This window comes from Rhodococcus sp. RD6.2 (assembly GCF_001040705.1).
GTDB lineage: Bacteria > Actinomycetota > Actinomycetes > Mycobacteriales > Mycobacteriaceae > Rhodococcus_G.
Map to the genome: position 1 here is coordinate 427,473 of NZ_CVQP01000009.1, position 12,225 is coordinate 439,697.

Annotated in this window: 15 protein-coding genes; 4 read left to right on the top strand and 11 right to left on the bottom strand. The window is 69.0% G+C overall.

From position 1 onward, the window contains the following. Positions 1 to 132 precede the first annotated feature (132 nt). The gene (locus RHCRD62_RS20880) at positions 133 to 1,176 is read left to right on the top strand and encodes an LLM class F420-dependent oxidoreductase (protein ID WP_050066636.1); all 1,044 of its coding nucleotides are present in this window, start codon (positions 133 to 135) and stop codon (positions 1,174 to 1,176) included. On the opposite strand, the gene RHCRD62_RS20885 is transcribed toward RHCRD62_RS20880, so the two are convergent. The 5 genes from RHCRD62_RS20885 to RHCRD62_RS20905 all read right to left on the bottom strand — a co-directional run bounded on the left by RHCRD62_RS20885 (position 1,163) and on the right by RHCRD62_RS20905 (position 4,489). Continuing rightward, positions 1,163 to 1,963, bottom strand: coding sequence for an LLM class flavin-dependent oxidoreductase (locus tag RHCRD62_RS20885; protein WP_050066637.1), 801 nt, complete (start codon positions 1,961 to 1,963; stop codon positions 1,163 to 1,165). The two genes, RHCRD62_RS20880 and RHCRD62_RS20885, sit on opposite strands and share 14 nt — an antisense overlap. Then, entirely contained in the window at positions 1,960 to 2,223 is a 264-nt protein-coding gene (locus RHCRD62_RS20890) for an SHOCT domain-containing protein (RefSeq protein WP_050066704.1), read from the bottom strand. The genes RHCRD62_RS20885 and RHCRD62_RS20890 overlap by 4 nt, the downstream gene beginning before the upstream one ends. Positions 2,224 to 2,355: 132 nt before the next feature. Beyond that, positions 2,356 to 3,021 (bottom strand): response regulator, encoded by a 666-nt coding sequence (locus tag RHCRD62_RS20895; protein ID WP_050066638.1) that lies wholly within the window; start codon positions 3,019 to 3,021, stop codon positions 2,356 to 2,358. Further along, entirely contained in the window at positions 3,018 to 4,169 is a 1,152-nt protein-coding gene (locus RHCRD62_RS20900) for a sensor histidine kinase (protein WP_050066639.1), read from the bottom strand. The genes RHCRD62_RS20895 and RHCRD62_RS20900 overlap by 4 nt, the downstream gene beginning before the upstream one ends. An 83-nt stretch (positions 4,170 to 4,252) precedes the next feature. After that, positions 4,253 to 4,489: a LapA family protein gene (locus tag RHCRD62_RS20905; protein WP_084734414.1), complete on the bottom strand. Its 237-nt coding sequence runs from the start codon at positions 4,487 to 4,489 to the stop codon at positions 4,253 to 4,255. A gap of 207 nt (positions 4,490 to 4,696) precedes the next feature. Between RHCRD62_RS20905 and RHCRD62_RS20910 the strand changes: the two genes are divergently transcribed. Next, positions 4,697 to 5,596 carry a universal stress protein gene (locus tag RHCRD62_RS20910; RefSeq protein ID WP_050066706.1) on the top strand — a complete coding sequence of 300 codons (900 nt, stop codon included), beginning with the start codon at positions 4,697 to 4,699 and terminating at the stop codon, positions 5,594 to 5,596. Between the two features lie 77 nt (positions 5,597 to 5,673). Here RHCRD62_RS20910 and RHCRD62_RS20915 read toward each other — a convergent pair whose 3' ends face one another. Further along, a complete protein-coding gene (locus RHCRD62_RS20915) occupies positions 5,674 to 5,949 on the bottom strand; it encodes a hypothetical protein (protein WP_050066640.1) in 276 nt (91 codons plus the stop codon). Next, the gene (locus RHCRD62_RS20920; RefSeq protein ID WP_050066641.1) at positions 5,946 to 6,896 is read right to left on the bottom strand and encodes an acyl-ACP desaturase; all 951 of its coding nucleotides are present in this window, start codon (positions 6,894 to 6,896) and stop codon (positions 5,946 to 5,948) included. Before RHCRD62_RS20920 ends, RHCRD62_RS20915 begins: the two co-directional genes overlap by 4 nt. A gap of 98 nt (positions 6,897 to 6,994) precedes the next feature. Between RHCRD62_RS20920 and RHCRD62_RS20925 the strand changes: the two genes are divergently transcribed. Beyond that, positions 6,995 to 7,645: a response regulator transcription factor gene (locus RHCRD62_RS20925; RefSeq protein ID WP_050066642.1), complete on the top strand. Its 651-nt coding sequence runs from the start codon at positions 6,995 to 6,997 to the stop codon at positions 7,643 to 7,645. A 7-nt stretch (positions 7,646 to 7,652) separates the two neighbouring features. Here RHCRD62_RS20925 and RHCRD62_RS20930 read toward each other — a convergent pair whose 3' ends face one another. Continuing rightward, complete coding sequence (locus tag RHCRD62_RS20930) at positions 7,653 to 8,240, bottom strand: TetR/AcrR family transcriptional regulator (RefSeq protein WP_050066643.1); 588 nt, start codon at positions 8,238 to 8,240, stop codon at positions 7,653 to 7,655. A gap of 100 nt (positions 8,241 to 8,340) precedes the next feature. Between RHCRD62_RS20930 and RHCRD62_RS20935 the strand changes: the two genes are divergently transcribed. Continuing rightward, positions 8,341 to 9,378: a beta-ketoacyl-ACP synthase III gene (locus RHCRD62_RS20935; RefSeq protein ID WP_050066644.1), complete on the top strand. Its 1,038-nt coding sequence runs from the start codon at positions 8,341 to 8,343 to the stop codon at positions 9,376 to 9,378. Positions 9,379 to 9,398: 20 nt separating this feature from the next. Here RHCRD62_RS20935 and RHCRD62_RS20940 read toward each other — a convergent pair whose 3' ends face one another. The 3 genes from RHCRD62_RS20940 to RHCRD62_RS20950 all read right to left on the bottom strand — a co-directional run. Then, positions 9,399 to 10,973 carry a sensor histidine kinase gene (locus RHCRD62_RS20940; RefSeq protein WP_050066645.1) on the bottom strand — a complete coding sequence of 525 codons (1,575 nt, stop codon included), beginning with the start codon at positions 10,971 to 10,973 and terminating at the stop codon, positions 9,399 to 9,401. Between the two features lie 129 nt (positions 10,974 to 11,102). Then, positions 11,103 to 11,540: an ectoine synthase gene (locus RHCRD62_RS20945; RefSeq protein WP_050066646.1), complete on the bottom strand. Its 438-nt coding sequence runs from the start codon at positions 11,538 to 11,540 to the stop codon at positions 11,103 to 11,105. Then, positions 11,537 to 12,225, bottom strand: a 689-nt coding sequence (locus RHCRD62_RS20950) for an aminotransferase class III-fold pyridoxal phosphate-dependent enzyme (RefSeq protein ID WP_157051010.1), incomplete at its 5' end; no start/stop codon positions are given. The genes RHCRD62_RS20950 and RHCRD62_RS20945, both read right to left, overlap by 4 nt.

A 12,225-nucleotide genomic window follows, 5' to 3' on the forward strand; every position in this document is an offset into this window, starting at 1 on the left:
GGTGATCGACGTCACCATCGCTTCGGCCGCATCGACCGGTCCCCGTTTGCGCTCGGCTCGGTCATACGGATTCCAAACAATCCTGCGTAGTGTCCTGAAGGGCAGTCCCACAGAGTCGATTGGAGTGTGCGGGTGCGCATCGGAACTCAGATCACCTACAGCGGCGGGTTCGCCGAGACCGTCGCCGAGGTCGCCGACCTCGAACGCGCAGGCCTCGACATCGCGTTCATGGCAGAGGCCTATTCCTTCGACGCGGTGAGCCAGCTCGGCTACCTCGCGGCGAAGACGACGACGCTCAAGCTCGCGTCGGGCATCTTCCAGATCTACACCCGCACTCCGTCGCTGATGGCGATGACGGCCGCCGGTCTCGACTTCGTGTCGGACGGGCGATTCGTGCTCGGCCTTGGCGCGTCCGGCCCGCAGGTCATCGAGGGCTTCCACGGCGTCAAGTACGACGCGCCGATCGGTCGTACTCGTGAACTCGTCGACATCTGCCGCCAGGTGTGGCGCCGCGAGAAGGTGCAGTACGACGGCAAGTACTACCAGATCCCGCTCCCCGCAGAGAAGGGTACGGGCCTCGGCAAGCCGCTCAAGCTCATCAACCACCCTGTGCGGGAAAGGATCCCGATCGTCATCGCGGCCCTCGGCCCGAAGAACGTCGAGCTGACCGCGGAGATCGCCGAAGGCTGGCAGCCGATCTTCTTCCACCCCGAGCGCGCGAAGGACGTGTGGGGAGAGGCCATCGCGAAGGGTGAGGCCAAGCGCGATGCATCCCTCGGCGAACTCGAGATCTACGCCGGTCCCGCACTCGCCATCGGTGATGACGTCGAGCACATGCTCGAGTGGATCAAGCCGCACCTCGCGCTGTACATCGGAGGCATGGGCGCCCGCGGCAAGAACTTCTACAACGATCTCGCCTGCCGCTACGGCTACGAGGCCGAGGCGAAGACCATCCAGGACCTGTACCTGGACGGGAAGAAGCAGGAGGCCGCCGCGGCGGTCCCGGACGAACTGGTCCGAGCGATCTCGCTGATCGGTCCGGAAGGGTACGTCCGCGAGCGCGTCGCCGCGTTCAAGGAGGCGGGCGCGACGACGCTCACCGTCAACGCGATCGCCCCCGACTCGGCAGGCCGCATCGCGCAGATCGAGAAGCTGCGCGCAATCATCGACGCGTGAGCCGGGGTAGCCGGGCGAGCACCGGGGCGAACGCCTCGGCCAGCTCGCCCGGCACCGTCACCTCGTCGATCCCGTGCCGGTCCTCGTAGGTCAGCAACGCCTCCGCTGCGCGGTCGGGGTCGGCGTCCAGCACCCCGATTCCCCCGCCGTCCCGGATCCCGCCCGGAGTGAGGCCGTCGCGGCCCAACCAGGCGGGCATCAGGTCGCCGATCCCGACGACCGACAGGGTGAACGGCTTTGTCGGCCCACACAACTCGCGGGCGACGCCGACGGTCCGGGTCAATTCGTCCGTGGTGGTGGTGGGCCCCAACGCGAGTGCCACCCGATCGGCTGCGCGTCCCGCCGCAGCCAGCATCCGACGTCCGGCCGCCGACACCACGATCTCCGGTGCCGGATCGACGCCCTCCCGGACTGCTCCCACGGACTCCTCGACCTGCGCGATCCGCTCGCCGACGGGGCCCCACGACATCGTGAGCCGACGCGCCTCGCCCTCGGCGTCCGGACGGCCCACGCCGATGCCCAGATCGAATCGGCCACCCGAGAGTGCTTGCAGTGCACCGACTTCACGCACCAGGGCGGCCGGGGTGCGCAGCGGCGCCGCCGCGACCCAGGTGCGCAGTCGAAGTCGTGTGGTCACCGCGGCCGCGGCGGCGAGTACCGGAAATGGGGACGGTGTCCACAGGGTGTCCGGAGTGAGCACCGCGTGAAACCCCCAGTCCTCGAATCGTGTCACCCGGTCCGGCCACGCGGTGCCCGTGCGGGGCGCCTCGACCACCGCCATCCTCATCGCCGGGTCTCCCTCAGCACGGCGAGCCGGGCCCGGTACTCGGCTTCGGTTACCTCGCCGCGAGCGTAGGCGTCGCGGAGGGTGGACTCGCCGTGCCTGCCGCGGCGTCTGCGCCCGAGCAGCACGACGGCGGCGATAACGATCAGCCAGAAGGTGATCGGGATCAGGACGAACCACGGGCCGACACCCCATCCCGGTTCCCAGTGGCCGTAGTTCTGGTCGGCCAACAACAGTGCGGTCTGCGCGTTCAATGTGTTCATGATGTCGAGCCTGCCGTCGCTGGGGCGTCGCGGCATCGGCCGCGCGGCGGCACCTCGCCTACGTCCGATTGCGTACGGCGAGAGCGCAGATACCGTGCCGTTTCTCGGGTGCGGGCGACAGGAACTGCGCACTCAACGCCGGCCGGGGCGCACCAGACCGGACTCGTAGGCGAGGACGACGAGTTGGGTGCGGTCGCGGGCCCCGAGTTTGAGCAGGATCCGCCCGACATGGGTGCGGGCCGTGGCCGGGCTGAGCACCAGCCGTTCGGCGATCTCCGCGTTGCTCAGTCCCTCCGCCACCAGTGTCATGACCTCGCGTTCGCGGTCGGTGAGAGCGGCGAGGACGGCAGTGTTGGGTGTGGGTTTCGTCCGGGCGGCGAATTCGGCGAGCAGCCGCCGGGTGACGGTGGGGGAGAGCAGCGCGTCACCCGCCGCCACCACCCGAACGGCCCGGACGAGGTCGGCCGGTTCGGTGTGTTTCACGAGGAACCCGGCCGCACCGGCACGGACGGCCTCGAAGACGTACTCGTCGATCTCGAAGGTGGTCAGCACCACCACCCGCACCTCGGACAGTTCGCTCCGAGCCGCGATCCGACGGGTGGCCTCGATGCCGTCGAGTACCGGCATCCGGATGTCCATCAGCACCACGTCCGGTGCCTGCTCCGCGGCCAGTCGCACGGCCTCGGCACCGTCGGCGGCCTCACCCACCACCTCGATCCCCTCCTGCGCGTCCAGCAGTGCGGCGAACCCGGCCCGGACGAGGGCCTGGTCGTCGGCGACGACCACCCGAATCGTCACGACACACCGGATTCGTTGCGCAGCAGTGGAAGCCGGGCCAGAACCCGGAACCCGCCGCCGGGCCGAGGTGCGGCGGTCAGTGTCCCGCCCAGGGCGCGGCAGCGTTCGGTCATTCCGGTGATGCCGGCGCCTGGGCGTGGCGGCTCCGTGACACGACCGTCGTCGTCCACCTCCACTTCGAGTACCTCCGGCAGGAACCGCACCGTCACCCGGGCCGTCGTCCGGCCCGAGTGCCGGACGACGTTGGTCAGCGACTCCTGCACGATCCGGGCCGCCGCCAGGTCGGTGCCCGTCGGTATCGATCGGGGATCTCCGGAAACGGTTGTCGTGACACCGATCCCGGCGTTCCGCGCGTGGGTGACGAGCCGGTCGAGGTCGGTGATCGACGGCGCGGGTGTCAGCGGTGCGGCCTCCGTGCCGTGCCGCAGCGACTGCAACATCGTGTGTACCTGGACCAGGGCGTCGCGGCTGGCATCCTTGATCGACGCGAGTGCGATACCGGCCTGTTCGGGTCGGCTGTCCAGGAGTTCCAACGCGACTCCGGACTGCACGTTGATCAGCGAAAGGCTGTGGGCCAGTACGTCGTGGAGTTCTCGGGCGATGTCGAGGCGTTCGTCACTGGCTCGACGGAGACGTTCCTCCTCGGCGACGCGTGCAGCGTCGCGTTCCCGCGCTCGCCTGGCGCGGATCGCCTCCCGGCGCTGCCGGACGACCTCGGCCACCGCGATGAGTGTGAGCAGCCACGCGCCGATCCCGACCGCGGCGGCCGTCGACGGGGCCGGTTCCCCCGTGACCCACGGGACGCCCCACACGATGACGGCGTACCCGACCACCGGCAGCGCGTACATCGGCCAGCGACGGTGTAGGGGAGCGGCGGTGAGGAACGCGACCACGAGAGGCAGGAAGATCGGGCCGAGACCGTACCCTCGGAGCACGAACACCAGGGCCGCCGCGCCGGTCACCGTGAGCACGGTCAGCGGCGCGGCCCGCCGCCACAGCAGCGCGCCCGCTGCGACCGCAACGAGCACGAATGCGAGAGCGTCGAGTGGGTGGGCCGGATGCCCGTGTCGTGAGGCTCCCAGCGTGCCCGCCGTCGCCACGACACCAACCACGCCCGCGATGGTGCAGTCGACGGCACGGGAACCCATGACGCCAACCTAGACCCGGATCGACCGTGCGGCATCGTCCCGCAGGCGTATCGCCGGATACGTATCGCGACTGCGGAGCGTCGTCAGTTGCCCGGCCTGCGCCTGCCGAGCAGCCAGCCCGCGACCCAGCCGATCGCGAACACGACCAGCAGGACCAGCCACAGTGCGGCGTCGACGGTGAACCACGCCAGCGAGATGGTGGCAGTGGCGGTGTTCTGGAAGATGAAGATCACGGCCAGCACCACCAGTACCAGTGCCAGCCAGCGGCCCGGCGTCATCCGGGACAGCAGCGATTTCTTCGGGGTCGTCGAATCGGTCATCGTCACGCTCCTCACTGGAAACGCCCAACCGGATTCGGTTGTGTCCTCAACAGTAGGAGCCACCTGGAGGAATCGCCAGGTGAGAGCCGTCGGCAGGTTTCGACGTGACGGACGCGATGCCGACACGGGGACCTTCGACCCACGCGGACCCGGCTGGGAGCGGGGACAATGGGCACGACAGCGTCGTCGGTCGAATTGAGGAGCAGCATGAGTGCAAGCAAGCCCGTCGTGGTCGGTGTGGACGGATCGGACGCGGCATCGACCGCAGTGGTGTGGGCCGCCCGGACGGCCGCGGCCCGCAAGCTTCCGCTGCTGCTGGTTTCCGTCGTGCACGTGCCGGCCTACTACTACAGCGAGCCCTACCTGGTTCGGGGCTACGGCGACGACCTGAAGAACGCCGGACGCGCGCACCTCGACAGCGCCGAGGTTCTCGCGCGCGAGGCCGTCGACGAGACACTCGAAATCGAGACGAAGCTGCACGAGGGCCGCATCGCGGAGGTGCTGCTGCAGTACGCCCCGGGCGCGTCGGTGATCGCGCTCGGCAGTCGGGGACTCGGCGAACTCAGCGGCGCCGTCCTCGGATCGGTCGCGCGGGCCGTGGCGGCGCACTCGACGACGCCGGTCGCGGTCGTACGTGGACGCACCCTCGACGGCCACGCCCCGACCGAGGGTCCGGTCGTCGTCGGCATCGACGGATCCGAGACCAGTGCCGCCGCAACCGAAGCCGCCTTCAGGGAAGCGTCCGCCCGCAACGCCCAGCTCATCGCGGTCAACGTGTGGAGTGACGTGTCGGTGCAGCCGTCGCTCGGTGCGACCGAGGACGATCCGCACTGGAGTGCCATTCAGGCGGCCGAGGAAGCCGTGCTCTCCGAGCAGCTCGCAGGCCTGATCGAGCAGTACCCCGACGTCCCGGTGCAGCGGGTCGTCCGCCGTGACCGTCCGGTCCGGGTGCTGAGCGAATTCTCCGAGCAGGCACAGCTTCTCGTCGTCGGCAGCCGCGGTCGCGGTGGCTTCAGGGGAATGCTGCTCGGATCCACGAGCGCGGCGCTGATGAGCACGGCAGACTGCCCGGTGCTGATCGTGCGCCCCGGCGGACCGGCCGAGTAGCCGCTACCCGTGAACGAACGCGAGGCCGGTGCCGATGGGCACCGGCCCCGCGTTGCGGATGCGGTCGTGAGGTGGCGTCACCCGAATTCGTCGAGCCCGCCCGCGCGCAACTGTGCCCACACGTCGGCGGGGTGAACGCCGCGGCGGACGGCGTCGTTCTCGATCAGCACGCCGAGCAGGACCGAGTTCAGGAAGGCAAGCGCATCCGGGTCGTGCCGCGCGCACTTCGCCTCCGCCCACGCGGTCACATTGCCGCGCTTGGCCGCTGCCGCCATCGTCAGCGCAGTCTCGAACAGCGCGCGGGTGTCCGTGTCCGGAAGTGCCTGGCTCGGGTCGTCCATGACGGCCGTCATCCGACCGGCACCTTGCCTCGCGCCGCTGCGCGTGCCAGCGCGCGGTCCCTGGCCTCCTCGAACCGCTGCGCATCGGCACGCAGTCCGGTGAGCAGTTCGTCGAGATCCTCGCGCAGTGACTCCGCTTCGCCGGTGAAGTCGTTGCGTTCGAACACCTTCCAGGTGCGGAGTACGGGCAGGACGACGTCGTCGAGGTGCTGGCGCAGGTCGTAGATCCCGCCCTTCGCGATCAGCACGGCATTGCGCCGGAATGCGGGCATCGTCGCGCCGGGCATCTTGAAGTTGTCGAGGATCTTGACGATCGCGCGCATCGCCTGCGTAGGTGCGAGGTCGAGCGCGGCGCCGGTGATGTTGCGGTAGAACATCATGTGCAGGTTCTCGTCGGCGGCGACCCTGCCCAGCATGCGGTCGGCGATCGGGTCGCCGCACGCCCTGCCGGTGTTGCGGTGCGAGACCCGTGTCGCGAGTTCCTGGAAGGTCACATATGTGACGGCGTCGAGCAGACCCTCCTGCAGGTCGGGATTGAACCCGGACGTCATGTGCGCCATCCGGGCGTTCTCCAGCGCCACCGGGTCGACGCCACGCGTGACTACGAGGTAGTCACGCATCACCACGGAGTGCTTGTTCTCCTCCGCGGTCCACCTGCCGACCCAGGTGCCCCACGCGCCGTCACGGGAGAAGTTCTCCGCGATCACCCGGTGATAGGACGGCAGGTTGTCCTCGGTGAGCAGGTTGGTGATCATGGCAGCCTTTGCGACGTCGCTGAGCTGCGACTGCTCGGGATCCCAGTCGACACCGCCCAGGGCGGCGAAGTTGCGGCCGTCGTCCCAGGGCACGTAGTCGTGTGGATGCCAGTCCTTCGCCATCGCCAGGTGCCGGTGCACGTTCTCCTCGGCGACGGGTTCGAGTTCGTGGAGTAGTTCGAGCTGGGTCAGTTCGCGCGTCACAGTCCGTCCCCGTTCGCGTCAGTGGTGTCACTGTCACCGTCGCCGAGGGGGGTACCCGGTCGATAGTGCCGAAAGTCCCGATGTGCTGGGATCGACATATGACGACACGCCTGTTCCTGGTCGACGACCACGAGATCGTCCGCCGCGGCCTGGTGGATCTCCTGGGCGCGGCGCCCGACTTCACCGTCGTCGGTGAGGCGTCGAGCGTCGCCGAGGCGCTCGCGACCGTCCCCGACGGCGGGGTGGACGTCGCCGTGCTCGACGTGCGGTTGCCGGACGGGTCCGGGGTCGAACTGTGCCGCGAGCTCAGGTCGCGGACGCCGGGCCTGCGGTGCCTGATGTTGACGTCCTACTCGGACGACGAGGCGCTGTTCGACGCGGTGATGGCCGGCGCCTCCGGTTACCTGCTCAAGCAGATCCTGGGTACCGACCTGATCGCCGCCGTCCGGACCGTGGCCTCGGGCGGTTCGCTGCTCGACGACCGTGCGACCGCCGCGGTGCTCGCCCGGATCCGGTCGCAGCGAAGCCAGACCGGGGTGATCGAGGAGTTGACCGATCAGGAGCGTGCGGTGTTCGAACTGATCGGCGAGGGCCTGACGAACCGGGAGATCGGCGCCCGGATGCACCTGGCCGAGAAGACCGTCAAGAACTACGTGTCGCGCCTGCTGGCGAAGCTGGGTATGCAGCGCCGCACGCAGGCGGCGGTGCTGGCGACCGAACTGAAGGGCAAGCCCGGCACGAAGTGGTGAGGCCGTGTCACGCGGCCTGCGGCAGGTGGTGCCGCAGCAGGACACCGAGTTGGGTGCGGGCGTCGTCGAAGGGCTCGCTGGACTCGAGGGCCCGGGACTGCAGGATGGCGCCTTCGATCGCGGACAGCAGCAGCCCCGCAGTCGACCGCGCGGTCGCGTCCGCGACCCCTGCGGCGGCGAGACCGGCCGCGAGTCGGGCCGTCCACTCGGTGAACGCCTGGCCGGCGGCGGCCTGGACGGCGGAGTCCGGTTCGTCGAGTGCGGCCGCCATCATGAACGACCCGAGGCGGTAGTCGCTGGACTCGAGGGGTTCGCGCCAGAACGCGAGGAGGTCGTCGAGCCACTGTTCGATCGAGGGGGCGGTGGGCAGGGCGTCGGCCATGACGGCGAGGTGCGACTGCACGAGCCGGGACACGATCTTCGTCGCGGTCTCCACGAGTTGGCCCTTTCCGGCCGGGAAGTGCTGGTAGAGCGAGTTTCGTGACGCGTTGCTCCGCTTGAGCAGTTCGGTCAGGCCGGCCGCGTTGACCCCGAGTTCCTGCACCATCGTGATCGTGGTGGAGAGCAGGCGAGCGCGTGGTCGTGCCGTGGTCATTCGAATGCTCCCCGATGTTTGTCTGCGGAAATCTTGTGTGGACCGATCGGTTCATGTTAGACACGGACATGAACCGATCGGTTCATATGGAGAGGATGCCATGCCTGCGAAGATCGCCACAGCCAGTCCCGTCACCAACACGGCCCTTCTCGGCCTCGGGGTGTACCGACCGAGGCGCGTCGTCCCCAACGCCGAGATCGTCGACCGCATCGACTCCTCCGACGAGTGGATCAGGACCCGATCCGGCATCACCGCCCGCCGCTGGGCCGACGCCGACGAGTCGATCGTCTCGATGAGCGTCGCGGCGGCCCGCGATGCCCTGCAGGCCGCCGGGCTCGCCGCCGACCAGATCGACGCGGTCGTGCTCGCCACCTCGTCGCAGATGGTGCTGGGCCCGTCCGCGGGCGCGGTCGTGGCCACCGAACTCGGCATGCACGACACCGCCGCCTACGACGTCTCGGCCGGCTGCGCCGGATTCTGCTACGCACTCGGCAACGCCGCGAGCCTCGTCCGGGCCGGACAGGCGCGCCACGTGCTGGTGATCGGTGTGGAGCGGCTCTCCGACCTGCTCGACCAGAGCGACCGCACGTGCGCGTTCATCTTCGCCGACGGTGCTGGCGCCGTGGTGGTCGGTCCGTCGGACGTCGAGGGGATCGGACCCGTCGCCTGGGGTTCCGACGGCAGTCAGACCGCTGCGATCAAGCAGGACAAGGACTTTGCGCAGTACTTCTCGGAGGTCGCTGCGGTTGCCGACGGAGCCGAGTTGCCGGAGCGGCCCTACATCCGGATGAACGGGCCCGCCGTGTTCCGCTGGGCCGTCACCTTCCTGGAGAAGGCGTGCCGCGCCGCACTCGAAAAGGCGGGCGTCGGTGTCGAGGATCTGGACGCCTTCGTGCCGCACCAGGCGAACAGCCGGATCACCGACGCCCTCATCCGCACCCTCGGCCTGCCCGAGGGGGTTGTCGTCGCCCGCGACATCGTCGAATCCGGAAACACCAGCGCCGCATCGATTCCGATGGCGATGGAGGAGATCCTCAGGTCTGGCGCGTCCAAGCCCGGCGACACCGCACTGCTGCTCGGATTCGGTGCCGGACTCGCCTACGCGGGGCAGGTCGTCCAGCTGCCGCCGATCAACTGAGCATCGCCTGGCGGGTGTCCTCAGTCGAGGGGTACCCGCCAGGTGATCGTGGTGCCCGACCCCGGAGTCGACTCGACGTCGAATCGGCCGCCGCACGCCGCGGCCCGCTTGTCCAGATTGGCGAGCCCGCTCCGGGATTCGGTGCCGGACAACCCCACGCCGTCGTCGGCGACGGCCACGACGAAGTAGTCGCCCGCGGATACTGTCACCGTGATCGACCGAGCGTTGGCGTGGCGCCGGGCATTGGAAAGTCCCTCGCGCAGAACGGCTTCGGCGTGCGACGCGATCGATTCCGAGGCGAGGGTGTCGATCGCGCCGGAGAACTGCACCGACGGCGTGACGTCCGCAGTGAGCTCGCCGATCACGTCGAGCAGGCGTCGGCGCAGCCCCGCGGGCACGGTGGACTCGGCGGACTGCAGGTCAAAGATCGTGGTGCGGATCTCGCGGACCGTCCGGTCGAGCTGTTCGACGGAGCGGGTGAGCACCTCCGACATCCGGCCCTCCGCGGCGCCCAGCACCGACTGCAGGCTCATCCCGGTGGCGAACAGTCGCTGGATGACGTTGTCGTGTAGGTCGCGGGCGATGCGATCGCGGTCGGCGAGCACGTCCAGCAGCCGCTGCTGACGCTGCTGGTGGGCGAACTCGAGCGCCACCGCCGCCAGATCGGCCATCGACGCAAGCTGCTGCAGCTCGTCCGGATCCCACTCCTGCTCGCCGGAACGGGAGGTCACCACCAGCGCGCCCTGGACGTGTTGCGGCCCCGACACCGGAAGCGTCGCGGCCCGTCCTGCGCCGGAGCTGAGCTGGGCGAAGTCGACATCCTGGCCGACGGCGAGGTCGGGATCGGTGGTGGCGGAGACGCTGCTCGCACCGTCAACGGTGTCCACGATGGTCACGACGTCGGCCGAACTGAGCTCCCGGATCCGCCGCACCAGCAGGTCGAGGGTCTCCGGTACCGACCCGCCGACCAGCAGGCGTGAGGTGATCGACGACATCGCCGTCAACCAGCGTTCCCGGACGAGGGACTGCTCGAACAGGCGGGCGTTGTCGATCGCGAGTGCCGCGGACTCGGCCAGCACGGTGAGGATCGTCTGGTCCTCGTCGGTGAACTCGGGCCCACCCCGCTTCTCGGTGAGATAGATGCTGCCGAAGGCCTGGCCGCGCACGATGATCGGCATGCCGAGGAAGCTGTGCATCGGCGGATGGTCGGGTGGGAATCCGACCGAGGCGGCGTGCGTGGCCAGTTCGCGGATCCGTACCGGACGCGGATCGTTGATCAGCAGCCCGAGTAGTCCGCGGCCCTCCGGCAGGTGCCCCATCGTCGACCGGGTGGCGCTGTCGATGCCCTCGTACACGAACTCCGACAGTCCGCCGCCGGGTGCGCGGACACCGAGCGCGCCGTACCGGGCACCGAGTAGTTCTGTCGCGGCCCGGACGATCCGCTGCAGGGTGGTGTCGAGGTCGAGACCGGCACCGACGACCAGCACGGCCTCGAGGAGGTCGCGCAGGGTGTCGCGCGAGGTGACCGACTCGCCGAGACGACGGTGCACCGTGTCGAGCAGTTCGTTCAGGCCGGATGCGGGATCGTCGACCATGCCCACGAGCCTACTTGGGGTCGGAGCCGTTAAAGGGAGCCGGGTCCGGGTCGGTTCCTGCCGGCCAGACGACGCGGACGGGGCAACGTCGGTGCATCCAGGATGCGAGTCGGACACCGGCCGATCACGTCACGCATTCATGCCGAGGTCCTCCTGTGCCGCTTCTCCTTCCGCGGGAATGACCACGAGCGGGTAGACACCGTTCTCGTCGTGCACCTCCCGGCCGGTGACGGGCGGGTTGAACACGCACAGCATCCGCATCTGGGTGACGGGTTCGACGCGGTGCCGTTCGTGGCCGTCGAGCAGGTACATGGTGCCGGGCCGCAACTGGTGCACCTCCCCGTTGTCGAGGTCGGTGATGATGCCGTCGCCTTCGATCAGCCAGACCGCTTCGACGTGGTTGGCGTAGTGGAACTCGTTGACCGAGCCCGCGGCGATGGTGGTTTCGTGGAACGAGAATCCGACGCCGTCGCCCGCGAGGACGATGCGCTTGGATCGCCAGTTGCCGTCGGCGCTGGTGATGTCGCGATCGGTGTCGGTGATCTCGTCGGTGGTCCGCACGATCACGGTTGGTTCTCCTGTTCTCGGCACACGGCCGCTACTGCTCCGGTCAGAATGCGCAACCCCAGATCGAGGTCGTCGGGGGAAATCGTCAAGGGTGGAAGGAGTTTCACGACTTCGTCGGACGGGCCGGAGGTCTCGGTGAGCAGACCCGACTCGAACGCTGCAACGCACACCCGTCCCGCCAGGTCCGGCTGATCGAACGCGAGGCCGCGCACGAGTCCGCGGCCCCGCGTTCGCACCCCGTCGAAGCACTCGGCCAGTTCGGTGAGCACGGTGTTCACCTGCTCGCCCTTCGCGAGGACCGACCTGCTCAGTGTGTCGTCGGTCCAGTACTGCTCGAGTGCGGCGGTGGCGGTGACGAAGGCGGGGTTGTTGCCGCGGAAGGTGCCGTTGTGTTCGCCGGGGGACCAGACGTCGAGTTCGGGTTTGAACAGGGTCAGGGCCATGGGGAGGCCGTAGCCGCCGATGGATTTGGAGAGGGTGACGATGTCGGGGGTGATGCCTGCGACCTCGAAGGAGAAGAAGGGTCCGGTGCGGCCGCAGCCCATTTGGACGTCGTCGACGATGAGGAGGATGTCGCGGGTGTGGCAGAGGTCGGCGAGGGCGCGGAGCCATTCGGCGCGGGCGACGTTGACGCCGCCTTCGCACTGGACTGTTTCGACGATGACTGCGGAGGGGTTGCTGAGGC

Coding starts and splice junctions, on each gene's coding strand:
- RHCRD62_RS20940 (WP_050066645.1), bottom strand. CDS start 10,973: ATGGTCGACGATCCCGCATCCGGCCTGAACGAACTGCTCGACACGGTG.
- RHCRD62_RS20915 (WP_050066640.1), bottom strand. CDS start 5,949: ATGACGGCCGTCATGGACGACCCGAGCCAGGCACTTCCGGACACGGAC.
- RHCRD62_RS20885 (WP_050066637.1), bottom strand. CDS start 1,963: ATGAGGATGGCGGTGGTCGAGGCGCCCCGCACGGGCACCGCGTGGCCG.
- RHCRD62_RS20935 (WP_050066644.1), top strand. CDS start 8,341: ATGCCTGCGAAGATCGCCACAGCCAGTCCCGTCACCAACACGGCCCTT.
- RHCRD62_RS20910 (WP_050066706.1), top strand. CDS start 4,697: ATGAGTGCAAGCAAGCCCGTCGTGGTCGGTGTGGACGGATCGGACGCG.
- RHCRD62_RS20905 (WP_084734414.1), bottom strand. CDS start 4,489: ATGACCGATTCGACGACCCCGAAGAAATCGCTGCTGTCCCGGATGACG.
- RHCRD62_RS20890 (WP_050066704.1), bottom strand. CDS start 2,223: ATGAACACATTGAACGCGCAGACCGCACTGTTGTTGGCCGACCAGAAC.
- RHCRD62_RS20925 (WP_050066642.1), top strand. CDS start 6,995: ATGACGACACGCCTGTTCCTGGTCGACGACCACGAGATCGTCCGCCGC.
- RHCRD62_RS20900 (WP_050066639.1), bottom strand. CDS start 4,169: ATGGGTTCCCGTGCCGTCGACTGCACCATCGCGGGCGTGGTTGGTGTC.
- RHCRD62_RS20930 (WP_050066643.1), bottom strand. CDS start 8,240: ATGACCACGGCACGACCACGCGCTCGCCTGCTCTCCACCACGATCACG.